This window comes from Campylobacter sp. CNRCH_2014_2849, assembly GCF_025772845.1.
GTDB lineage: Bacteria > Campylobacterota > Campylobacteria > Campylobacterales > Campylobacteraceae > Campylobacter_D > Campylobacter_D lari_D.
This window is the reverse complement of the sequence record NZ_JAKMSW010000006.1, coordinates 80064-102910: the sequence shown is the minus strand read 5'-3', so window position 1 is coordinate 102910 and position 22847 is coordinate 80064. Positions and strand designations below refer to the sequence as shown.

Sequence of the window (22847 nt, the reverse complement as noted above, 5' to 3'; positions counted from 1 at the left end):
CCTTTAAAAGTTATTGCCACTAGATGATGGAGCGTAAGTAGAATAAGTTATTGATCCACAAGATTTTCCATTTATATAAAAAGTTGTTGTTTTGTAATAACGATTTGTTTTTGTACTTAAAGTTAATTTTGCTTCTTTAGTGCCAATTAGGTTAGTAAGCTTGGTTTCTAAAGCTTTATCTAAATTAGCAGCAGTGCCTTTTGCTTCTTTAGCATTAATCAAATTAGTAAGTTCTGTTTTTAATGCATCTGTTAGTGATTTTGCTACTCCTGTGTTTTCTTTTTTATTAATAAGTGTTGTTAATTCTTGTTTTAATTTAGCATCTAAAGAAGATGCTACGCCGCTGTTTTCTTTAGTTTCTACATTTTCTAAAAGCTCTTCTTTTGTTTGTTCTATTTTTTGAGTATTAGTATTAATAGCATTTTCTAGTATATCAATCTTAGCATCTTTGTTTATCTTGTCAAGCTCTAAAGCCTCAACCCTAGGTTTCAAATTTACAACATCTTCTTTTATACTCACTATATCATAATCAATAGCCTTTGCATCTATCTCTTCCAAACACTCATCTTTTTTTGCATCAAGTTCGACTTTACATTCTTCTTTTTTTACATCAAGTTCTTGTTTATATTCTTCTTTTTGAGTATGTAAATTTTGCAAATGATTATTTACAAAAACATCAAATTCATTTTTATACCCTTGATAAGTAGTGATAAAAATTTGAGTTAAATTATCAATCAAAGCTTTTGATGTTTCTATATATTCCCTAAAATTATTTTCTCTTTCTTCTATATTGGAAACTATACCTGTTGCATCATCGCACATTTTTTGATAAATATCATTCATAGCTTCGATAGTGCTATCACGCAAAGCTTTTAATTCTGTCTCATAGATTAACTTGTCATTGCCTAGCTCTTTTTTAGCAACTTCGGCTAGTCTCCCCAAATCTTCATTAGCTATTAAAGCTCTTTGATTGAACCTATCATAACTTTGCTCAAAATGTATTTTATATCCTTCACATTTTGCAACAAGCTCATCAAATTTAACAATAGCTCCATTTTTTGCTGTTTCTATGGATGAGATTACTTGTTTACCTTTTGCTTCTAAAGCTTCGTGTAAACCTTGTGCTTTATTTTCTAAATCACTTTCTAAATTCGCAATTTGTTCTTTGAAATTTTTTATAAGCTCTGAATATGATTTAATGTCGTTTTCAAATTCTTTGTATAAAGCAATAACTTCTTTTAACTCTTCTAAACTCTCTTTGGTTTCTAGTAAAAGATTATAAGCTTGTATTATTTCTTTATACTTTATGCCAACATCATATTTTATTTCCTCCAATTTTTTGACACTATCTATCATTTCTTGATTTAATCTTTGATTTTCAAAAAAGATAGTATTTATTTTATTTTTTATAATTTCGCTTGCATCTAAAACTACTTTACTAGCTTGCGATGAAAGCTCGTTTACTTCTTTTTTTATCTGCAAAAGCTCTGGCTTTAGTCCCCTAAGCTCATCAGCACTATAGTTTAACTCTTGCACCAAATCTTTGCAATGTTCTAATTCTCTTAAAATATCATCTTTTATTTTTGAGCTTAATTCAAAATATTCTTTTGATAATTTTGTATTATTTGTAGCTTCTGTGATAATGGCTTCTAGATCTATCTTCATACTTTCATATTTAGATAAATCATCTTTTAAGCTTTCAAATACAGGTTTATTTTCTTCTATAAAGCCTTTTATAAGCTCAAGTTCTTCTTTAGAACTTGAAAAATCATTATAAGCTTGCTCTATAAAACTAAAACGCTCTTGCATAATGCTAAATTTTTCATTAACACTAGAAAATTTAGTATCAAAATCTTTTTTATTTTCGCTAAAACTAGTATACATTGTTGAAACTTCTTGTTTTAGTTCTAGTGTTTGTTCATGTAAAGAATTTACACTCTCTTTTAAACCGACAATTTCATCAAGTCTTGTATTGTCTAAAGCTCTAGCTATAGTATCAATTCTTAATAAAATTTGATTAATTAATTCTAGCTTTTCTTTACCTGTTTTCAATTCAGCTAAACTTACCATTTTACTCCCCTGTATAAAAATCGCTATCTTTTATTCTTCTTTGGCAAAATAACAACAAATCATCCATTGCTTCAAGCCATTTTTTAGTATCCAAATAAGCTATAAAATCTAAGTTTGTAATACTTTTTTCATAATCATCATAACTCTTTGCTCTGATAAATTTTTTATATGTATCACAAGTGTGCATTTTCAAGCTCCTTTCCATCGTTACTAATATAATCATTGATAATTTCATTGCAAAGCTTTAAATACATCACATTTTCGCCTTTGCTCATCAAAAAACATACATAATTAATAACAGCGTAGCAAAGGCTTTCATCTATCATTAAATGTTCTTGTTCATCTTCAAAATTTGGCTCATCAGGGACTATCAAAAATGCATTGTTTCTAGTGTTTCTTAAGACCACTTGATCATCTTCTCTTATGGTTTTAGTGAGTACGCTAGGCTCACATTTGCCACAAATATAATAAAAAGCCTCCATAATATAGGCTTTTATAAATTTATCATCAACACTAGTTCTTTCTTTGGACATTTTCTTTAAGATAATATCCCTAACTAATACACTTTTCATTTTTTAAGCTTTAAAGCTTCACCTTCTACGCCACTAAGCCCAACACCTATAGCAAATGCATCAGCATTTCTTACTTCTAATGTGCTTTGAGTATAAAATCTTTTTGCTTTTGCTGTTGCATCAGTAGGTACATCTTCAATAAAAGTAGGAATGTAAAGCCCGTGTTTCATAAACTCAAAATCACCTGCTATTAAAACATCACCTAATCCATATTTAGGGCTTAATAGTCTATGTAAGTGAAAATTGATTGTTCCAAAATCTGTCTCAAGGCTCATAACATTTCCAACTAGATTTTTCTCATTTCCAAAAATCCTAGTAGCGAGTTTATTAATAGCCGGTTTTAAACTAGCTCCTAAAAATACATCTTTAGGTGTAGCACCACTATCCCAAATGCTTTGTAAAATTTGACTTAATTTATCTTCAGTAAGCAAGCTAGGAGTTCCGCTCCAATCTTTTGCTTCATCAAATGCTAATACATTGCCTCTTTTTCCACCACTAAAGCTTGTTTCTCCTTTTGCTATATAGTGAAACAATCCTGCCATTTCTCCACTTACACCATTTTGCGCTTGAATATGCTCTTTAAACACTGATTTTTTAACATCACTATCACGACCCAATCCAAATAAAGCATATTCTATATCTCTTTTATGCTCTTTTGTCTTTTTACCAACTTGATATTCCATCTCATTGCCACCATATTGTTTAGCTTTCATTAAAGCCGTGGTAACTGAAACTTCTGTAATAAAAATTTGTGTTGCATTAGATGTTTTTTGAGTTGTGTTTTTTGTTTCGCCATTAAATTTACTTAATTCCAAATTAGCATTCTTCTTTGGGTCTGCTAATGTGTCTGTAAGCCAAGAATGCAACAGTGGGCTTGTAACACTTGATGTGCCTATTTTGTTTAAAAGTGGTGTCTCGCTTGCACCTATTTGTATAATCTTTTCATATACGCTAGGTTTTAATTTAACATTTTGTGTTGCTGGTGGGGTAAAGTCCATAGATGACAAAGCCATTTTAAAATCTCCTTTGATATTTTTTGGAGATTTTGACAAAAATGGCTATTTCAAAACTAGTATATTTTGAAATAAATTAAAAAATATTTTATTTTTTCATATTATTTTTAAGCTTTTTAGTATATTTATCCATAAACTCCTTCCTAGCTTCTTTATCCTCTTTCAACTGAACAAGTATACTTTTTTTATGATTAGATGTTTGCTTTGATATAGTATCTATTGCCTTAGACAACATTTCTTGATATTTGACCGAATTTGATATATTTGTATTTAGCATATTATTTATAATATCATAATTACTCAATTTTACATCCTCAAATAAAGAGTGTGTATTATTTTCATTTATAAATTCAATCGCATTTTTTATTTTTATTTCAAATGCTTCACTAGGATTACTTAAAGTATCATTATATTTTATAATAAAGCCCAAAATATCAGCTTGTAAGTCCTTGTGTGTTGGTATAAAACTATCCTCAAGTTTAAGACTAGGTTGGGCATATTTTGATAAGATTTCATAAAGCTCACTAGAACTTTTATATGCATTACTTTGGTTCATACTCTCTATGGCTCTTTTAAAAAGACTAAAAAAATCTTCATTGTTATTCAATATTTTGTTTTCGTTAAGAGACTGCTTCAAGTGCAATAAATTTAATGCGTTGCTATTCAATATTCTACTAAATTCGCTATCTCCGCCACTTCTTCTCTCCCAAGCTAGCAAAGCATTAGAAATATCAGGCATCATATAGTCTAATAACGCCCTCTTACTTTCCAAGACATCTTTTGAACCCAAAAATAACATTAATTCTTTATCACTATTTATCTTTGCTTTTTCTATATTTTTTAATTTATCTTTATATTTTGCTCCTAAAGCTTGCAATTTTTCACTTTCATCACTAAGCCTTCCATCATTAGACAATTTAGAAAGCCTTATGATGGTTTCATCATCACTCTTGTCTAAAATTCTAACTATCATGGCATTTTTCTCATCAAAACCACTAAAAACATCTCTTCCAAAAACTTTTTTAGCTTGATTTATGTATCTATTTAAGTTATCACCATTTAAATCTTTTATAGCAGTGCTTCTATGATTTCCTGCTATAACCAGACCATCTTTAGTAATAGTAGGTAAGCCATCAAAATTAGAGCTTTCCTTAAAATGCTCTCTTTCGTTAAATTGTTCTCTTATGTTGTTTATAGTTGAATTAGAGTGTCTATTTCTAAACTGGTTTAAACTTCTCGTTAATGATGTTTTAAGGTCTTTTTTGTTTACTACGGCAAAAACAACATCTTCATCTACATTGAGCAAATCATCTAATATATATCCTTTTTTTATGCTTTTATAGTTTATTTCTTTTGGCTTTTGAGCTTTAAAAATTTCTAATTTATCTTGTAGTCTTTTGATATCTAATAAATCTGTTTTGCTTGTATATAAATCAAAAATATCAAACTTTTTACCATTTTTACTAGCAAAAAAATCATGTATAGATTTTTTTTGCCTGTTCTTATTGTCCTTTAATTTCTCAATTAAGTTTTCTTTAGGCTTATCTTGGGTAGAATTAAAAATATTTGGTAGCCCATTCAATGTATTATCATTTTTGCTACCTGGTTGGATGAAAGTTTGGATAATGCCAACATTTTCCTTAGTATTTTTTTTACTAACTTTTTCAAGTCTTGTTAAATCTTTTTCTTTAACTTTTGTCACATGTCTAACTTCTCCAGTATCTTTGTTTATACCAAGCTTTCCTAGTTTATTATCATTTAATCTTTTTGCTATTAAAGCTATATCCATTCTATTGTTTTTATAAAAAAATGTAGGATTTTCTTTAATTTCTTTTATAAGTTTAAATACATCACTAGGCTTTTTAAACATCTCTTTATGTTTGCTAGCTAAATATTCTAAGTCAGCTACAATCTCATCATTCGTAAGCTTTGCTAAATTTCTAACATTTGGAGAGACACTCATTTTTATATTTAAATCACTTTTAGCATACCTAGGATTAGGCTTGTCCATATAAAAATTATCGCCTTTGATTAAATCTTTAACTTTAGCTTTAAATTCGGCATCTAACTTTTGAGCCTGCTCCTTAATATACTTATCCTTTATGCTATTGATAAACTCTTTTGTTTGTGTTTTAAAATCTTGAAAGTTATTAATGTTATTTACCATACGGCGATATTGTATTCTCATTCCTGCTTGTTTTCCAAGCCCAAACATTCTCCCAAAATAAAAAGCTATATAATCACTAAATTGATTAATAAACATCATCATAGCCCTGCCATCTATAGTTGTAGCTATGCTTTTGCCTTGTTTTTCCATTTTTGTTGTAGCTAAAGACTGGTATATTGGTTTCATATTTTTTCTAAGTCGCCCCATAGCTTTTAAGGTTTCCATTTTGATTTTCCCAGTTTCACTCTTTGGATTAAAATGCTTAGTACTTTCTAAAAAGCTTTCATAATCTAAAACTTTTTTGCCATCAAACTCTTTTGTGTATTTTGCAATGTTTCTTTTGATAAATTCTTCATCAATTACCGCTATTTCTTGCGGATTTAAGCCTTTAGTTATAGCTTCATAATTTTTATTATCATTTGTATTGTTGATGAGTTTGTTTAATTTTTTGCTTATATCCTCTTCGCTACCATCTAGCTTTTTACCAATTTCACTATCATAATATTTTTTGAATTTAGCATAGTCAGATCTTGTTTTTTCTAAAATTTCTTTTGCAAGTTTAGGGTCGCTTGAATTTTTAACCAAAGAGTTTAAAAGTTCATCTTTAACACTATTTAAAAATTCTTTATAATTATAAGATTGCTCACCTTTTAGTTTGTCACTAATTGCACTAACTTCATCATAAATTTGCTTAACACTTTTTCCATCTAGTTCTCCATTATCTAATCTTTTTAAAAAACTTCTAACAATAGTCGGAGTTGCCTCACTATAAACCCCTGCATTATCAGCTAATTCTCTAAATATTTGTTTATCAATTTCTACTCCATTTGGGTTTAATTTTTCAAGCTTATCTAAGCCTGTACCAAATTCATCATAAGCTCTTTTAGCCCTACTCTCTTTTAAATCATATAAAATTTTTGCACCAATATCATCACTTATGCCTAGCTCATCTAAAAGAGCCTTGTCGCTAGATGATAAGGCATTTAAAAGTTTATTTGCAAGTTGAGGATTGTCTTTTACATTTTGTGCTAATACATTAGCTAAATCATTATCCATAAAAGACATATTTAAAAGTTCTTGGTGGCTAAGTGCTGTTTCTTTTGAGCCTATATTTTTGCTTATTGCGGTTGAAATATCTGCAGTTTTTTGAGAAATATTTTTTACAAGATTATTTTTTGACATATCGGCTATGTTTTGAGCTTTTTTGGCTAAAAGATCTGCATACACATTGCCTTGATTAACTTCTATAGGATTTAAATAAGTATCATTTTTTAAATTATTATAAAGTCCAGTTTGCTTCTCATCTAATATTTCTTTAACATAATTCTTTGTTGTATCTAAACCACTTGAGAGAGCATCGTTTACAAAAGTAGGCATTGCACTTCTAAACCTATCCCCTATGTTTTCTTTTAGATTATTTCCCTTAAGGGCTATCCCATCTATCATATCTTTGCCAACAGCTGACCCTGCTTTTGCCATAGCGTATGTATTTTTTAAAGCTCTTGCACCTTTAGCTACTCCGGCGAAAGCTGCATCTCCAACTAAAGAAAGTCCAGCATTTTCCCCCATAAGCATAAGAGCTTCTTTTAAATTTGCTTCCTGATTTGTATCTTTTGTGTTCCCATAATAATCATATCCAGCTCCTAAAGATGCACCTAATGCACCCCCAGCAACCATACCAACTCCGCCACCTAACATACCACCGCCAATTGCACCTGCTGTTCCTAGTGCTACACTAGCACCATTATCTCTAATCCCGCGATATAAGTCACCTATTAGGCTTCCTTGAACCTTAGCATAATTACCTTTTACATCTTTAACCCAATATGAACCATCGCTATCTTGTAAAAGTTTTCCTCTTCCGGATTTTTGAAGCTCATCTCCTAAATCTTTCATAAATTGATTGCTTTTTCTCGCCACTTCGTTATCATCAGCAAAAATAGGTTTAGAAGCATTAAATTGAGATTGTTTATCTAAAATATAATCACTTAAATCATCAGCATTCATTTCCTGATTATTTTCATAATCATACAAATCTCGCTTGTATTGACTAATATGACCGAATGGATTTGTTAGATTTTGGTCTTGTATGTTATATATTGAGATATTATTTCTATTTTGTGTAATTGCTTTATCTATGTCATTTCTTAACTCATCTAAATAATCATTCTTATCTTTATTATCCTGCTGCAAAAAAGCCAAAATATCACTTTCTCTTGGTTTTTCTTTTAAAAATTCTCTTATGCTCATTTTACTAACCCCTCTTTTCTTAGTTCTTCCAAGCTTACTTGTTTTCTTTTTCCTACGCTGTTGATTAAAATAACATTTCCATTAGAATCAGGTTCAGAAATTTGTGCCTCAAAGCCTCCTAAATTCACATCATAAAATTTTTGATTATTAGCAAACGCTAATAAGTTATGAGAATTTTGCGGAGCCTCTTTTGTTTTTTGGTTTTCTACTGTAATTGCTTTTTTGCTAGGTTTGTCATACTTTCCATCTTTAATATAATAAACCTTAAGCTCTTGTGCTAAACCCTCTCTAAAATCTTTTAAATCTTTTTGTCTTTGCTCTTCATAAAGATGATTAATGTAAGGATTTTTTAAATTAGAAATCTTTGCCATTTGCTCATCATAGTAAGCATTAATCTTAGCCTCATTAACAGCTATATAATCTCTTGTTATTCTTTCAAATTCTTTAGCATTTATAGTTTGTGGTTTCCAAGCTGAAGGCTCTTTATAAATTTCATCATGCCTTGTTCTATTATAGGTTGTATCTCTTCTAACTTTTTCATTATAAATACTATCACTCATAAATTTAAACAAATTATCTTGTTCGTTATTTATATTATTTGCACCAAAAAGTCCTTTTATATTTTGCCATGTTCCTCCCAAAAGCCCCTGCCCATCATAATAAGAATCACCACCACCTTTTTTTATAGTATTAAATCTTTCTTCTATTGCTTTTATCTCAGGATTTGACTTTGTGTAACTTGGTAAATTAATCATTGCTTGCTTTGCTAAAAAATCATATTCTCTTTGTCTTTTTGTTTGCTCTAAATCTATTTTTGATTTTTTTAAAAGCAAATCTTGCAAAGTTAAATTACTCTTTATTCTATCTTGCTCCATAGCATACTCAAAAGCTCTTTCCTTTTGCAATAAATTATTATTTAAAAAAGCATTATTAATCTCATTTTGTTCTTGTCGAGCTTTTAATTCTTCATCTCTTTGCGCCAAAAGTCTTCTTTTGTTTTCTTCTTCTCTATATTGTTTCATACTATTGTATAAAACTCCACCTACTTTTCCTGCATTTTGGATTACACCAAGACTTGGGTTAAATACTACTTGCTGTGGGTTATAATATGCCATTTTTCTACCTTTATTTAATATCTAAAATAAAGGATTTAAGGTAACCCCTTAAATCCATAAACTTTAACTAGCCCAAACTTCTTTTAAGTTATTTTCTCTATTTTGTCTTCTTCTAAGCTCCTCTTGTGCTAAGTATTTGTTAAAATTGTAAGCATCTTTTTGAAGCTCAAAATTCTTTTTTGCCATTTTCTGCTCTTCATATCCACCCCAAAGTCCTCCGGCAAGCCCACCAAGGTCTATAAGCCTATCAAAATTAGTTCTTGCTCCATTTTTTGCTGTTTCTTTATTCCCCCATTTACTAAAATTATCAAAACCTTTGCTTAGAAAATCAGTAAATGAAAAACTATCAACCTTTGGAGCCTGAGCTTTAACTAAGTTTTTTGAAAAATCAAAACCATTATTCATTAATGCTGCGTAATTCACTAAATACCCCTCTTTAAACTAAAGATAATAATTCTTTACCTAAATCAATATTAGAAATATCATCACCTTTTTTTATTTTTGAGTTAAAATCACTCTCGCCACCTGCGTAATTTGATCTAGGTAGGCTCTCATCTGCCTTTTTACCAATATCTTTTTTATAAACCATAGCCAAAAGTGTTCTCCAGCTTTGTAAATCTCCACTTGCTAATCCACCAAGTTTGTTTGCTAATTCTCCCATAGTTTTTAAGTCAGCATTTGGATACTCTTTTCTAATTGTTCTTTCAACCTCCATGTATTTAGAACGCAAGCTTTCTTCCTCATCTTTTTGCTTAGCTTTTGCTTCTAATTCATCTAGTTTTTTAAGCCTTTCATCAATTCCATCAAGCCCTAATTGCTTTAAATACTCTTTCCTTTCTTCTTCTTCTTTACTTGGCTTATTTTTATTATTAAGCAGTGCTAAGCTTTCTTTTAAAGTTTTAATTTCATTTGCTTGCTCTTTTAAAAGTTTAGATAAATCTTGATTATTTTGTTCATCTTGTTCTACTTGCTCTACTTCTTGTCCTTCCTCTTTGTTTTGAATGGTTTCTTCATTGTCATTAAGTGAGTTTAAAAGTTCATTTAAAGCATCATTTTCATTCATTTGTTCATTCATCATCTTCTTCCTTTAGTAAATTTATTATCGTGTCTAAAAAAGCCATTTGCTCTAAAGCTTTTAGCCTATACTCTGCTGTTTGTTGTTGGTTTTTTGCCATTGCAAAACATTCTTGGTATTTTTTATCTATAAAATCAACTAGCCTCTTACCTCCTTTTGTTTGTTGTATATCAAAATTTAAATCCAATAAAATCTTCATTGCATATCCTTGTTGAAAGCAAATAAAGAATTGACATTTTTTATCCCCAAAATAGGTAAAAGTTCTTTAACTAACTCTTCATTAGCTTTAACAATTCCATATGCACTTTGCATATCCCCTATACTCATATACATTTGATAAAGTTGTGAAAATACTTGCATACTTGCTTGAAGTCCTGCTCTTCTAACTTCTTTATTCATAGCTCCAGTACCTGTTTGTATATTAAATCTAAAACTAGGTATATCCTCTCTTGTAAACCCATTAAAAAATTCATCATTTCCATACTTAAATACTAGTTTTGCAAATCTATCAAACAAAGGCTCTACAAAAGTCTCATTATATGATCTAATATAATCTGCACTTCTTCGACCACCTTCTTGTGCTTTTATGCTAATCTCAGTAGCAGTTTCATTTTGTGCAGTTTGCGCACCGTTATTTTGTGGGCTAACACCAGTAACCTCTGTGATTTCACTCTCTAAGAGTTCTAAATTAACCCCCGAGCTACTTATATTCGGTGTTGGCAAAAAACCAACACTTGAAGGCTCTGTAAGATATATTGGCTTGCCAACAGTCTCTAAGTCTTCTCTTGAAACTCCGGCAGATTTTTGAAGTATTATTTTTGGGTTTAATGCACTTCTCATTGCATCTATTAAAAGATTTCTTGTGATATTTATTTCCTTTTGCAAAGACAATGCACTTGACATAACAGGTTCGCCATAAGCACACACATATTCTTCATTGTCTATTGTTTTTAATTGTGGAAGCATTGACCCCCAAACAAAAGGCTGTCCATCTTCTAAAACCACATCATCGCGCAACAATTCCTCTTCTAAAAGTGTTGAAACAACCCATTTATCATCATCTTTTTTCACATAAATATCATATAACTTAACCTTTTTAAACTCTTCATTTTTGTCAAAATGCACATCTATATTTGTCTTTTGATAAAATCCTAATTTTTGCCTTTGCTTAATTTGTGCATGTGAAAGATAAATCTCATTTACGATAAAACTAATATCATCATTATTTAAAGCATTTGGATCAAAATAAACCTCATCTATACCAACTCTTTCAATACGAGGCATACCCTTGTGCCAAGTTACTTTTGCTATTGATGTTCCTGTTGTTAAAACATCTAAAAATAAAGGCTGAAAGAGCTTAAACAAATTAATTTCTCCTGTATAAAAATCTAAAGCTCTTTGCCACATAGCTATAATTTGCTCATCTGAATTAATATAACTTTCAATATCTGCCATTCTCTCACTGTTAAAATACACATCATTTAAAGCAGTTATTAAATATTTAATTTTTGCATTAATCTTTGGTATAAAGATGCAAGATTTGTTTCTTTTTTCATAAATTTCTTTTTTTTCATTTTTTAATAAATATGCATCTTGCAAGGCAGAAAAATAAGGCTTGTATTTTTCATAAGCATTTTTACTTTCACTTATAAGTTTTACTAAATACGTAATTTTTTCTTCTTTATTTCTCATTATTAATTCTCCATATGGTAACTTTACTAAGCTTTGTTAGCTTAGCAATATCATCATCACTCACACCTTTTTCTTTTAAAATTTTCACCATTTCTCTCTTGTATTGCTTTTTAGAAATATTTCTAAAACCCCCAAAAAGATCTAATATCCACTTAGCCAAAATTATTTTTATAACATCATCTTCTTTCTTAGCTAACTCTTTAATTTTAAGCGGATCTATATTCTCATATACCATTAAAAACTCACCAGCCATCATAACTCCAATCTTCACTAGTATTGTTTTTTGGGTGCAATTTTTCAAAGAAAGTTAAAGCTAAAGCATCACTAGTATCAGGGCTTTTTCCGTAATCTTTTTTTATCTGTTCTTTTGCCTTTATCTTTAAAAGCCCCTTATCAGAATACTCATATTCAATCATCCGTAAATCTTTTTTTAGCTCATCATCTTTGATAATTTGCATATGTTTTATGTTTTTAGCCAAAGTAAAATACATTTGTGCTCTTTTGTTTAAGTATTCATTGCTAGTTGCAGAATTTGCAGAATTTGCCTCAAATACAGGCAAGCCATAATCACTCAATATATCATATACACCAACTCCAAGCCCACAAGTATCTATAAAAATACCTCGTGGCTTTTCCTTGTCTTTATTAAATTCTGCTAAAACAACATTTGCTAAAGCACTAATACTAAGCCCACTATATTTTTTAATTTCATCTACAACAAAACCTTTTCTTTTGACCAAAACGCTCTTATCATCTCCATATCTTGCTACATCAAGTCCCCATATATTGTCTCCTTGCATTTTTTGCATATCAAAACTAACAACATTCATACTTTTTTCAATATCACTTAAAGCAAAAAGTTCTGCACTAGAGTTATCTATAAAGTCTCCATAAATTTCTTGTTTAACTACTTCGCTATCTTCTCCGCCTACTTCTTCGATTAGCTCTTTGATTTGATCTTTACTCAAAAAAGGATTATCATAACTTGAGAACTGAAAATGTTTCCAATTTTCATCACTTAATTCTTTTTTACAAAGCTCATAAAAAAGATTTTTTCCTTTAGGAACTCCACCTATAATCGCTCTTGATTTAGGATTATCAAGCAACATAGGGCGTATGGCGTTGTACCAAAGATACTCCCCTTTAGAGCCTTTTAAGATAATTCCTGCTTCGTTTAAAATTACCAAATCATAGCCAAAGCCTTCTATATTTTCAGGTCTTTCAGCACTTCTCATATGAAGCACAGCATTATTTAAAATGAGTTTTTTATCTTGAACGCTCCAAGAATAAAATTCTTTTGGGAGTTTTTTTAGCTCAGGCATAAAGTAAAGCTCGAAATAATTCTGTAAGTTGCTTTGAACCGTGTCAACCCAAAGAACATTTAACCCCATTAAAAGATTTTCTATTACATATTTTGCACTTCCTCTTGTAAAACCCAATCTTCTCCCCTTTGCTACAGTTATGAAGCGTGGATTTTTATCATCAAAAACTTTAAGTTGTGCCGGAGTGTAAGAAAAATCAAGTTTTAATTGCATTTAACTTCACTTCTTATGATTTCTATTTTTTGAACACTATCACTAACCACTTCTTGTTTATCTACATAACCATGATTGTTTTTAAGCAAAAACATGCTTATGCTAGGAGTGTAAGTGCCTATCAAAGAATGATCTATTATAGAGCTAGCGCATCTTTGTTTAGCTATTTGAATTATTTCTCCAAATTCTGCATCTTTCTCCCAAATACTAAGAGTTTTTGTCGTAACACCTAAAAATACAGCTAGACTTTCTATTGTCTTTGGCGCATAAATAGTTTTTTCTTTTGTTTCAGCAAGTGGTGTATTTGTAGCAAAAAACTCATCAACTTTTTGCTCTAACTCATCTTTTGTTAATACTTTATTGCTCATAAGATAATCCTTCCTTAAAATCATATTGGCTAATTTCTAAATCCAAAAAAGCCTTTTTAAAAGCAACAATTTCATATTTCCCTTTTAACACGTTCTTATCATTTTCAAACAGCGCATCCAATACGGCTTTTACGATATTATCTGCATCACCATGCTTTTTATTGTTAAAACCTATTTTTAAAGAAAACTCGTATTGCTTTTTAGAGTCAAAAGCTTGATTAGGGCTTATTCCATTTTGCTTTCTAAACTCAATTTGCAAGAGTTTTTTAAAATCTAAATACTTAAGATAATCCTTGCAAACAAACTTGGCTCTTTGAGTTGTTCTTTTATAAGGCACAGGGTTATTTTTAAGCTCTAATTTTAAAGAATAGCTCATCGTATTACCTTTTCTTTGTTTTTGCTTAAATAATTAAAATTGGTGTCGGTTTTTTCTTTTAGTTTTTGAGAAAACTTTTCCAAATTTTGCAAGTGCAATATTTTTTCTTCTTCTTTTGTTTTTTGATGGCAAAGTTCTGTTTTTAATTCTATCTTTTGAATATCCAAGCTCAAATCTTTACCAACTCTATGCTGGTTTTTAAACATGAAGTCTATAAGCGCCTCTTTAAAATACCCATCTTCTACCAAAGACCCATCGTGATATGTTAATTCTTTAAAGCCATTTATACATATTAAACAATCATTTGAACTATTTTTAAGTTTTACTTTATTTTTGAGACTATCATAAGCAAAATATTCATATGTAAAATCATTTTTATATAATCTAAAAAAAGCTCTTGACTTGTAATTTCTAAAAATCCATTTTAAAAAACTTTCTTTATTCTCAAATCGTTCTTTAAACTCAAGTTGTGCTATCTTGCAAACAATTCTAAGTTTTTCATAAGTAGAACCGATGATTTTTTCACTCATACATGTCTCAAAATAATAATCTAAAAAAACATGTATATCTTTGACATCTTTTAAATATCTACCAACTATATCCACCGCTTGAGCTTCATTAAGCTCTAACAAATTCATTAAAATTTTAACTTTTTCTTTCATTTCACCCTCAACTAATACTTACTACATCAATACATTTTTGTTCTTGACTATCTTCAAATCCATAATAATCCATCAAAGAGCTCACCACACAAGCTTCAGCCTCTTTTTTTCTAACTTTAAAAGCATTTTTTCTTAATGCATTTTCCTTTGCATATTTAAGCCAAGTATGTAAGCTACCAGCAACAGAAGCCATTTTTTTGTTGCCTCTCTTCCACTGTCTAACATCCCAATACTCTATAAAATCTTCAGCCAAACTCTCATCAAAGCAAGTATTGTGTTTTTGATTAAAGGTATTAATCTGCTCCATTAGATCATCTACACTAGGTTTTTTAAATTTACCCATGCTAAACTCCTGTGTTTTTAAAGCTCCAAAATCAACAACAAAAAAAGTTCGCGTAGCGTTATTATTTTTATTTGTATTCTCTTTATTTTCTAAATTTTCTAAATTTATAAATTTATTATTATTTATACTTATATTATTTTCTTTATACGCGTGCGTGCGTGTTTCTATATATAGGGAATTTTCATTTTTTTCTTTTTCCGTATTCAAATTTCCGACTACGGAAGAAGTATTATTTTTAAATATTTTGCTTGGTTTTTTATCAGCACTTTTAAGCTTATATTCAGTTTTGTTAAAATGCTTAATTATTTCATTGTTTTCATCTTTTAAAATCCACTCATAATTAAATCTATGATGATTTGTTTTTTTAATTTGAAGTAGATTAAAATTGATTAATTCATCTTTAGCAAGTCTTAATCTTTGCAAGCTTATTCTTGTATCTTTTTTGATTAAAATAAGTTCTCTTAAGTAAATTTCACTTACTAAAGTTTTTTCACTCATTCTCTTAAGCTGTAAATAAAGTGCCAAAGCATCCATACTTAAGCCACCATAAAAAATCGTATTAGCTACTTTTGTGAAACCTCTTCTAGCTCTAAGTGGCTTTTTAGCTCCTAAAGTCACCTCTAAACTAGCTTTAAAATGCGGTATACTCATCATTTTTCCTTAATTTATTTCTCATTTTTAATATGATAAAATCAAACGCAAAAAGGCCTAAAATGGATCTACTTAACTCTTTAGCGCAGATACTAGGTGAAAAACAAGCCATTTTTATATATGGACTTATCATAGGTTTTTTACTTGGGCGTTTTTTTACAAAAGCGCAAAACAAAACGCAAATAACCACATTCCAAAGCACATGCAACGCTATTTTAAGAGTTAAAATACCCATCACTTTGGTATATAAAGATGGAATAGAGCAAGCTCCAAAATGCGATTTTTTAAGAAAAGATGGCATTTGTGCTAAAACAAAAGTCACTTGCCTTTACCTCCGAACTTTTGATGTAAAAAATGAGACAAAGAATAAATAAAAACTCCGATTAAAAATCCTATACTAAGACCCGAAAGCAAGTAGTTAATCACACTCATAAAACATCCTTTTCATCCGCACTCCTTTTTAGTTAAAATTCCCCATCTTTAAAGAAAGGAGGATTAAAATGGAAATCCAACAATTAGAAAAAATCATTTTAGATTTAAAACTAAGAGTTGAAGCATTAGAAAGCAAAGTGGCTTCATTGGAAAAGGATAAAAACACTTCGCAACACTTTAGTCTTGACACTCCAGATTTAATTAGCGACAAAGATTAATCCTTATTAAGTATCAAAGCGTTTTCAACCCTTAAAGCCAAGCTAATATCAAGAGAGATGAATTTATTTAAAGTCGAAAAAATATATTCATCAACACTTTTATTATCTTGGCTAGAAAGTGTTTCAAGCACCTTATAATGCTCATCTTTAATTTTAATTTTTAAATTAAGCTCTTTCACTCACACTCCTTTTTTGGTTTTCTTCCTCTTTTTGGTATATTTGTAAGATTAGAACGCACATCTACCCAAAACTCATGTGGAATTCCATATAACCTTTTAAACTCTATTTGTTTTTTAAAAGATACTCTTCTCTTATTTATTTTTATATCTCGAGTCATGCTTTCAGAATAATGCTTTTTTAAAATTTTTGTTATTTTGTAATAATCGATTTTTTTCATATCGTAAGAATACATTATGTAATCTTAAAATTATTTTAAATATTAAGGATAAGTATGCTTTTTGTATTTACAAAATATGATACAATTTGTATAAAAAATAATACTTATTGTCGATATTTTTGTTTTAATTTTATAGATTGGGTAAAGATATGAAAAATGTAGATACTAAAAAATTACAAGACTTACTATACTCCAAATTTTCCAACTATCAAGACTTTATACAAGCATGTTCTAAAAAAGGATACAACCCTTCACTATCTACGGTAAAATCATGGTTTAATAATAATCTGCAAGGCACAAGAAGCCCGAGTATTAATAAGTTACCTATAATAGCAGAGATTTTAAATGTTCCAATTGAAGAGTTGTTATCCTTTACCTCAACAAATAAAAACCACAATCAAATCGAATTTAAATACTATCCTGATATTTCTGCTTCAGCTGGATATGGAGTTTTAGCACAAGATATAAATTATACTAGTATTTGTGTTGATGGAAGTTTTCTAAAAGAGATTTTAGACATTCCTATAAAAAAAAGCTACGATATTATAAAAATAAATGGCGATAGCATGGAGCCACTTTTAACACATGGAGATTTTGTTGTTATTGATAGAAGCAAAAATACTCTTGGTACTATATCAAGTGCTGATATAGTTATTTTTAGACAAGGCGAAGATCTATATTGTAAAAAAATTAAAAAAGAAGCTTTTTGCGATTTTATTTATTTAGTATCTGAAAACAAGGACTACAAAGAAGTTAAAATTAGCGATTTTGCGCAGTGTGAAATTATAGGGGTGGTTGTATCAAAAATGACAGTTGAAACCTTTAAAAATTTTATAGAGTTTGTAAGATAAGAGTAAATATGAAAAAAGATAATGAATTAGAAAAAATAGGTCTTAAAGATTTCAATAGTATTTTATATGCAAGAGAATTAAAGTATAATAAAATAAACAAAATTTATCGAACAGAAAATTGTGAAATATTCACAAAAAATAAAGATGTTAAAAGTTGTTTTAAACTAGAAGTGGATCAAATAGTACTTGAAAGCGGAGGAATAAAAATCAAAGAAGTTGATATGAAAAAAATAAATTATGAAGATTTTGCTTATTTGCAAACTATTTTAGAGAAAAAAGAAAGGATTGTTTATGTTTATAAAGAAAATAACAATATAATATACAGTCCAAGAGAAAATGAAAATTATTTCATAAAGAAAGAAATACAAAACAATGAAAAATATTTTTAAATTACTCAATAAGAGAGAGCAGAAGATATTTTTAGAAAATAAAAATCTTGCTAATAAACTTTGGAAAATTATCCCAGAATCAAATAAGCGACCAATGGATGCAACGAGAGTTATTGATATCGTAAAGAATGAGAATTCCTCATTAAACATTGATACTATATGTAAAAAATTTAACATTGTTTTAAAGAGAAATATGAAACTAAAAAAATACAATTCGAAATCAATTTTTGACGGTAACAATATTACTATAGAATATAAAGACAAGAAAGAAGTTTATGAGCAGTTGGGACATATATTTCAAAATTTTTTAAGTAGTATTTATTTTCAATATCCACCAAAATATAATCTAAAAACAATTGATTTACATGAAAAAAAAGCTAAAAATTTTGCAAAACACTTAAAAATTTTAGAATACAATTTTGCACTTGATTCTAAAGATTTTTCTGAAACGCAAATTAGTTTTAAAGATTTTTCTGAAACGCAAATTAGTTTTAAAGATTTTTCTGAAACGCAAATTAGTTTTAAAGAATGTTTTGAAATGTTGAATAATCTTGAAAATAAAGTAAAATCAACCAAAAACCAACAATACTTTAAAATTAACAAAACTAAATATAAAAATGATGAGCTTAAAATTAACAAAACTAAATATAAAAATGATGAGCTTAAAATTAACAGTAATTTTAGCAAAGTAGCTTAGAAATAAGGAGTTATAATGAATGAGATAAAATCGGGGGTATTTCAAATTTTATCAATAGAAATAAAAAAATTTAATTTTGAACAAAATGGAGTGCTAGATGATTCTGGCACTATCAATTGTAAAAACAACATAGGTGTCATTGCACATCAAAAAGATGACAAGAAAAAAGATATATTTTTAATCCGATTAGATTTAGATATTCAAGCAGATAGCGGTAGTGAAAGTGTTTATAATATATCAACAACAATACTATCATTAATTGCTTTTGAAACTAAAGATGAACAAAATAAAATTCTTCTAAACAATGCCGTTGCAATAATGTTTTCATATTTAAGACCAATGATAGCCCAAATAACAATGCTATCTGGCTTCCCGCCTTATCACCTACAACCTGTTAGCTTTGAGGAATTTAAAGTTAAAATTATAAATGAAAAATAACAACAAATGAAAAAACTTATAATTTTACCACTATTAACAACTCTAGCCTTAGCTAATTACACACAATATAAACCGAGTGAAGATTTTGCAAAGTATTTTACTAAACAAAACTGCTCTCAGGTTTTAGATAAATTTTATTATATTAATTGCTATGATTATAACTACAAAGGCACTAAAGCAATAGCTTATAAATTAGAAGCAGATAATCTAAAAGGCGAACAAATCAAAAAACGCCCGCGCTTTGAAGATGATACAAATATACCTAAAAAATATCGTACCACTTGGAGTGATTATAAAAATAGTGGTTATGATAGAGGACATACCCTTTCTAATGCCTCTATGAGAAAAACTACTCAAGCTCAAAGAAGTACATTCTTAATGAGTAATATTACTCCGCAAAATCCACAAATTAATCAAAAAGTATGGAATAAGATTGAAAAAAGAGAAAGGCAAATAGCTTTAAAGCTTGGAGAAATTGAAGTTTTAAATTTAGTTAATTATGATAGCAACCCACAAAGAATAAAAAATCAAATTGCTATTCCAAACTCTTATATCAAGATTATAAAAGGTAGTAATTTTAAAGAATGCTATAAAGTTCCAAATTATGAAGTCGATAATTTAAGTATAAAAAGATATAAGTTTAATTGTGGTGTTTTAACTAGCAATAATCATCAGTCTTAAACGATTTTTTAGTTTAAACTATAAGATAATATAAGATAATATAAGATAATATAAGATAATATAAGATAATATAAGATAATATAAGATAATATAAGATAATATAAGATAATATAAGATAATATATTTTATATTTTAAAATAAGGTAAAAACTATGAAAGCATTAGATGTTGCAAAATACTTTTTATTCTTAGCAAGAAGTAAAGAAGCTGGTGACACGCTATCAAATTTAAAAATACAAAAGATGCTTTATTATGCACAAGGGTATATGCTTGCCGTATTTGAAAAACCACTCTTTGATGATAGAATAGAAGCGTGGCCGCATGGACCAGTGGTTAAAGCAGTGTATGAGCAATTTAAAAAATATGGATCAAATTCTATCTCTTTTGATGAACTTGAAGATTTTGATACAGATTGTATTGCTAACAATAAAGATGCCCATGAGCTTTTAGTTCTTATTTTTGACAAATACGGTTCTATGGGGGCTTGGGAGCTTAGAGAAAAAACCCACGAAGAATATCCTTGGAAAAGTTCTTATGTTGCGAGTCTTGGAAATGAAATTACACAAGATACAATAGCTACTTTTTTTAAGGAAGAAAATAAAAAAGAAGCATTAAGACTAAAAGAATTACAAAAAAATGATATGGAAATTAATGAATTATGGCCTTAATTAATTTTAGATATTTCTTAATTCTTCTTTCTAATATGACTGATATAGATATAGAAATTTTACTTGAACACAAAAACGAATTACTTAAATACTTATCTCATCTAGGAGATAGTAGTGTTTTTGAAAAAGATAAGTGTTTTAAAGCTTTAAATAATATAGAGCAAGACTACTTTATTTGTATTGGTTTAACAGACAATGAAAAACAAAAAGATTTCTGTAAAAGTGTTTTTATTATCTTAAGAGATCATTGGAAAAAATTTAATTCTACTTTCTATTAACACTAAACTATTCTCTCAATACCACATCAACCTTTTATATCCATCACAGCCAAGTTGATAACCGCCATCACAAGCTAAGCCATAGTATTTTTTTGCTTGTTTAAAATCTATCCTTATACCTTTTCCATTTTCATAAAGACCACCAACAGCTCCACAGCTTACACTATCTTTATATTTATCACATAAAAGTTTTAAATTTAAAAAAGCTCGTCTTATAGTATCTGGTTTTATTAAAAGTGCAGTATTTTTTTTACAGGCACAGGGCATGTCTATTATATCAGATTGTAATTTATCATTATAATACAAAGGACACGCATAAGCCCGATTAACTTCAAAATCACTCATCTTTTTTAGTAGCTTTAATGCCTCTATAGCTTTTGTATCATTAGTTTTATTTAAAGCAAAATCTATCAATTCTGATAATTTTTTCCAACTATCTAAAGCTATCAAGCGATTAATTTCTTTATACTTTTTATCTTTGTCCATATCAAGAATTAAACCAACATAAGCCATTATTTCAATCAAATTAAATATATTGCTCTCAACTTTAAAATTTCCATCTATAGCAAAATTATTATAAATATATAAACAAGCTTCTTTATTCTTTTTATCATAGCAATCGCTAAAAGATTTTTTGTATAGTTTTTCTTCTGAAAGATTAAAATTTTTGCTTTTATAACCAACAGCATGTTTTTCTATATACGCAGACATTTCAATCTCTCTTCGCTCACACACATCAAACCCAAAAGCATATATACATACAAATAAAATCAGTAATTTTTTCAACAACAACCCTTTATTTTGCCTCTATTTTATACTCAAAATTATATCATAAAAAATAAAATACATTTTGTGTTCTTTTTAATAATTATTTAAGCATACTTTTTGTATTCTTTCTTCATCGAAACAAATGAAACCTAAGAAACAAAAAAGGATTTAAAATGTTAGTGATTAGATTAGATCTAAGAGAAGATTTAGAAAAAATGCTAGAGGTAGCTTTTGAAAGAAATTATTCAAAACATTACGCTTCTTTGGAAGAGTTTTTGGCTACTCTTCTAGAGCATTCAGTTAAGAACTTAATCACCAAAGAAGCGTTAGAGAACAAAGGGTTTGTTATTTCTCTAAAAGATTAGGAGTGTCAGTGAGTTCTTCTAAGTCTTTATCGTTTAGTCTTTTTTCAAGAATTGTGACTTTACTTTCTAGTTCGTCAATTCTTAAAATAAGTTTGTTTAGTTGAGCTTTTAAGCTTTGTAATTCTTCCATAATTCGCCTTTCTAGAGTGAAATGGATTATAACAAATATAAGGATTTAAAATGTTAGATAGTTGCTACCTTGATTTAGAAAAAAGAGAAAGAGAAGCTGATACTCTAGCTAAAGAGCTTATGTATGATGAGAGTATGAGTGGTAAAAATCTTTTTTATCTTAAAGATTTGATAGAAGATTTTATAACAGATCTTGAGTGCAAAATGGAAGATTGGGAGTTTTCAACTTCTTTAGAAACTTACAAAGAAAATGTTGAGTTTGAGATTTGGGATTTAATATCCAAAGTAAAGGAAACGCAAAAAACTTTAAATGCTATTAAAGCTTAACAAAGTCTTTTACTAAAAAGACTTGATTAAGCTTTTGACTGCTTGGAAATTAAGCTTTACTATCGCGTTGATAGTTCTTATAGCAGAAGGGTTAGCAAGTTATCCAAAAACTTGGCTTAGTATAAATGTTTATAGTGCTATTTTATGTTTTCTTGCACTTTAAAAATGACAGAAAACTAAGGGTTAAGAAATAATTTTGTATAATAACAATTGTATTAAGTATGGCTACTCTTTCGGTTTTTTAGAAAGGGGGTTATTGGTGAGCAAGATAATTGATTTTATAATTCTTATTTTAGAATTAATAAAAGAGATAATTAAGCT

General features: G+C 28.8%; 31 protein-coding genes. 11 read left to right on the top strand and 20 right to left on the bottom strand.

Features of this window, described 5'->3' with window-relative positions:
• Positions 1 to 3: 3 nt before the first annotated feature.
• The 16 genes from L8X33_RS05555 to L8X33_RS05480 all read right to left on the bottom strand — a co-directional run bounded on the left by L8X33_RS05555 (position 4) and on the right by L8X33_RS05480 (position 15889).
• Positions 4 to 2070 (bottom strand): hypothetical protein, encoded by a 2067-nt coding sequence (locus L8X33_RS05555; protein WP_263670173.1) that lies wholly within the window; start codon positions 2068 to 2070, stop codon positions 4 to 6.
• A gap of 1 nt (position 2071) precedes the next feature.
• Complete coding sequence (locus tag L8X33_RS05550; protein WP_087685567.1) at positions 2072 to 2257, bottom strand: hypothetical protein; 186 nt, start codon at positions 2255 to 2257, stop codon at positions 2072 to 2074.
• Positions 2244 to 2642, bottom strand: coding sequence for a hypothetical protein (locus tag L8X33_RS05545; protein ID WP_039625773.1), 399 nt, complete (start codon positions 2640 to 2642; stop codon positions 2244 to 2246). Before L8X33_RS05545 ends, L8X33_RS05550 begins: the two co-directional genes overlap by 14 nt.
• Positions 2639 to 3655 (bottom strand): DUF5309 domain-containing protein, encoded by a 1017-nt coding sequence (locus L8X33_RS05540; protein ID WP_257941563.1) that lies wholly within the window; start codon positions 3653 to 3655, stop codon positions 2639 to 2641. Before L8X33_RS05540 ends, L8X33_RS05545 begins: the two co-directional genes overlap by 4 nt.
• Before the next feature lie 88 nt (positions 3656 to 3743).
• The gene (locus tag L8X33_RS05535) at positions 3744 to 8072 is read right to left on the bottom strand and encodes a hypothetical protein (protein WP_263670171.1); all 4329 of its coding nucleotides are present in this window, start codon (positions 8070 to 8072) and stop codon (positions 3744 to 3746) included.
• Positions 8069 to 9187, bottom strand: a complete 1119-nt coding sequence (locus L8X33_RS05530) for a hypothetical protein (RefSeq protein ID WP_263659388.1) — start codon at positions 9185 to 9187, stop codon at positions 8069 to 8071. Before L8X33_RS05530 ends, L8X33_RS05535 begins: the two co-directional genes overlap by 4 nt.
• A gap of 63 nt (positions 9188 to 9250) precedes the next feature.
• Positions 9251 to 9610: a hypothetical protein gene (locus L8X33_RS05525; protein ID WP_263659387.1), complete on the bottom strand. Its 360-nt coding sequence runs from the start codon at positions 9608 to 9610 to the stop codon at positions 9251 to 9253.
• Positions 9611 to 9623: 13 nt separating this feature from the next.
• Positions 9624 to 10265, bottom strand: a complete 642-nt coding sequence (locus tag L8X33_RS05520) for a hypothetical protein (RefSeq protein WP_263670170.1) — start codon at positions 10263 to 10265, stop codon at positions 9624 to 9626.
• Positions 10255 to 10461 carry a hypothetical protein gene (locus L8X33_RS05515; protein ID WP_047208152.1) on the bottom strand — a complete coding sequence of 69 codons (207 nt, stop codon included), beginning with the start codon at positions 10459 to 10461 and terminating at the stop codon, positions 10255 to 10257. The genes L8X33_RS05520 and L8X33_RS05515 overlap by 11 nt, the downstream gene beginning before the upstream one ends.
• Complete coding sequence (locus tag L8X33_RS05510; RefSeq protein ID WP_087685564.1) at positions 10458 to 11954, bottom strand: hypothetical protein; 1497 nt, start codon at positions 11952 to 11954, stop codon at positions 10458 to 10460. The genes L8X33_RS05515 and L8X33_RS05510 overlap by 4 nt, the downstream gene beginning before the upstream one ends.
• The gene (locus tag L8X33_RS05505; protein ID WP_039625751.1) at positions 11944 to 12207 is read right to left on the bottom strand and encodes a hypothetical protein; all 264 of its coding nucleotides are present in this window, start codon (positions 12205 to 12207) and stop codon (positions 11944 to 11946) included. Before L8X33_RS05505 ends, L8X33_RS05510 begins: the two co-directional genes overlap by 11 nt.
• Complete coding sequence (locus L8X33_RS05500; RefSeq protein WP_257402308.1) at positions 12197 to 13489, bottom strand: terminase large subunit domain-containing protein; 1293 nt, start codon at positions 13487 to 13489, stop codon at positions 12197 to 12199. The genes L8X33_RS05505 and L8X33_RS05500 overlap by 11 nt, the downstream gene beginning before the upstream one ends.
• Entirely contained in the window at positions 13480 to 13857 is a 378-nt protein-coding gene (locus tag L8X33_RS05495; RefSeq protein ID WP_257402309.1) for a DNA-packaging protein, read from the bottom strand. Before L8X33_RS05495 ends, L8X33_RS05500 begins: the two co-directional genes overlap by 10 nt.
• The gene (locus L8X33_RS05490) at positions 13847 to 14233 is read right to left on the bottom strand and encodes an endodeoxyribonuclease RusA-like protein (protein WP_039625747.1); all 387 of its coding nucleotides are present in this window, start codon (positions 14231 to 14233) and stop codon (positions 13847 to 13849) included. The genes L8X33_RS05495 and L8X33_RS05490 overlap by 11 nt, the downstream gene beginning before the upstream one ends.
• Positions 14230 to 14895: a hypothetical protein gene (locus L8X33_RS05485; RefSeq protein ID WP_263659384.1), complete on the bottom strand. Its 666-nt coding sequence runs from the start codon at positions 14893 to 14895 to the stop codon at positions 14230 to 14232. Before L8X33_RS05485 ends, L8X33_RS05490 begins: the two co-directional genes overlap by 4 nt.
• Before the next feature lie 7 nt (positions 14896 to 14902).
• Complete coding sequence (locus L8X33_RS05480; RefSeq protein ID WP_263670167.1) at positions 14903 to 15889, bottom strand: hypothetical protein; 987 nt, start codon at positions 15887 to 15889, stop codon at positions 14903 to 14905.
• A 32-nt stretch (positions 15890 to 15921) separates the two neighbouring features.
• Here L8X33_RS05480 and L8X33_RS05475 point away from each other — a divergent pair, with 32 nt between their 5' ends.
• Both L8X33_RS05475 and L8X33_RS05470 read left to right on the top strand, forming a co-directional pair.
• Positions 15922 to 16263 carry a hypothetical protein gene (locus L8X33_RS05475; protein ID WP_250325565.1) on the top strand — a complete coding sequence of 114 codons (342 nt, stop codon included), beginning with the start codon at positions 15922 to 15924 and terminating at the stop codon, positions 16261 to 16263.
• A gap of 126 nt (positions 16264 to 16389) precedes the next feature.
• Positions 16390 to 16539, top strand: a complete 150-nt coding sequence (locus tag L8X33_RS05470; protein ID WP_263659382.1) for a hypothetical protein — start codon at positions 16390 to 16392, stop codon at positions 16537 to 16539.
• Here the strand turns inward: L8X33_RS05470 and L8X33_RS05465 are convergent.
• Together L8X33_RS05465 and L8X33_RS05460 are read right to left on the bottom strand one after the other, a co-directional pair.
• Positions 16536 to 16718 (bottom strand): hypothetical protein, encoded by a 183-nt coding sequence (locus tag L8X33_RS05465; protein WP_087685558.1) that lies wholly within the window; start codon positions 16716 to 16718, stop codon positions 16536 to 16538. The two genes, L8X33_RS05470 and L8X33_RS05465, sit on opposite strands and share 4 nt — an antisense overlap.
• Positions 16715 to 16936 (bottom strand): hypothetical protein, encoded by a 222-nt coding sequence (locus tag L8X33_RS05460; protein WP_220701497.1) that lies wholly within the window; start codon positions 16934 to 16936, stop codon positions 16715 to 16717. The genes L8X33_RS05465 and L8X33_RS05460 overlap by 4 nt, the downstream gene beginning before the upstream one ends.
• A gap of 149 nt (positions 16937 to 17085) precedes the next feature.
• Between L8X33_RS05460 and L8X33_RS05455 the strand changes: the two genes are divergently transcribed.
• The 7 genes from L8X33_RS05455 (at position 17086) to L8X33_RS05425 (ending at position 20937) form a co-directional block, all read left to right on the top strand.
• The gene (locus tag L8X33_RS05455) at positions 17086 to 17787 is read left to right on the top strand and encodes an XRE family transcriptional regulator (RefSeq protein WP_257402313.1); all 702 of its coding nucleotides are present in this window, start codon (positions 17086 to 17088) and stop codon (positions 17785 to 17787) included.
• An 8-nt stretch (positions 17788 to 17795) separates the two neighbouring features.
• Positions 17796 to 18176: a hypothetical protein gene (locus L8X33_RS05450; RefSeq protein WP_257402314.1), complete on the top strand. Its 381-nt coding sequence runs from the start codon at positions 17796 to 17798 to the stop codon at positions 18174 to 18176.
• Positions 18160 to 18873 (top strand): hypothetical protein, encoded by a 714-nt coding sequence (locus L8X33_RS05445; protein ID WP_263670165.1) that lies wholly within the window; start codon positions 18160 to 18162, stop codon positions 18871 to 18873. Before L8X33_RS05450 ends, L8X33_RS05445 begins: the two co-directional genes overlap by 17 nt.
• 15 nt (positions 18874 to 18888) lie before the next feature.
• Positions 18889 to 19311 carry a protein-export chaperone SecB gene (locus L8X33_RS05440; RefSeq protein ID WP_257402316.1) on the top strand — a complete coding sequence of 141 codons (423 nt, stop codon included), beginning with the start codon at positions 18889 to 18891 and terminating at the stop codon, positions 19309 to 19311.
• Between the two features lie 6 nt (positions 19312 to 19317).
• The gene (locus L8X33_RS05435; protein ID WP_263670163.1) at positions 19318 to 19992 is read left to right on the top strand and encodes a DNA/RNA non-specific endonuclease; all 675 of its coding nucleotides are present in this window, start codon (positions 19318 to 19320) and stop codon (positions 19990 to 19992) included.
• A 151-nt stretch (positions 19993 to 20143) separates the two neighbouring features.
• Positions 20144 to 20659, top strand: a complete 516-nt coding sequence (locus tag L8X33_RS05430; protein WP_263659379.1) for a Panacea domain-containing protein — start codon at positions 20144 to 20146, stop codon at positions 20657 to 20659.
• Positions 20650 to 20937, top strand: a complete 288-nt coding sequence (locus L8X33_RS05425; RefSeq protein WP_039625734.1) for a hypothetical protein — start codon at positions 20650 to 20652, stop codon at positions 20935 to 20937. The genes L8X33_RS05430 and L8X33_RS05425 overlap by 10 nt, the downstream gene beginning before the upstream one ends.
• Positions 20938 to 20952: 15 nt before the next feature.
• Here the strand turns inward: L8X33_RS05425 and L8X33_RS05420 are convergent, their stop codons facing one another.
• Positions 20953 to 21648, bottom strand: coding sequence for a sel1 repeat family protein (locus tag L8X33_RS05420; RefSeq protein ID WP_412175227.1), 696 nt, complete (start codon positions 21646 to 21648; stop codon positions 20953 to 20955).
• A 230-nt stretch (positions 21649 to 21878) separates the two neighbouring features.
• Between L8X33_RS05420 and L8X33_RS05415 the strand changes: the two genes are divergently transcribed.
• Entirely contained in the window at positions 21879 to 22070 is a 192-nt protein-coding gene (locus L8X33_RS05415) for a hypothetical protein (RefSeq protein WP_066008559.1), read from the top strand.
• Here the strand turns inward: L8X33_RS05415 and L8X33_RS05410 are convergent.
• The gene (locus tag L8X33_RS05410; protein ID WP_167348867.1) at positions 22051 to 22200 is read right to left on the bottom strand and encodes a hypothetical protein; all 150 of its coding nucleotides are present in this window, start codon (positions 22198 to 22200) and stop codon (positions 22051 to 22053) included. The genes L8X33_RS05415 and L8X33_RS05410 overlap by 20 nt on opposite strands.
• A 50-nt stretch (positions 22201 to 22250) precedes the next feature.
• Here L8X33_RS05410 and L8X33_RS05405 point away from each other — a divergent pair, with 50 nt between their 5' ends.
• The gene (locus L8X33_RS05405; RefSeq protein WP_257939477.1) at positions 22251 to 22526 is read left to right on the top strand and encodes a hypothetical protein; all 276 of its coding nucleotides are present in this window, start codon (positions 22251 to 22253) and stop codon (positions 22524 to 22526) included.
• The last annotated feature ends 321 nt before the right edge of the window (positions 22527 to 22847 follow it).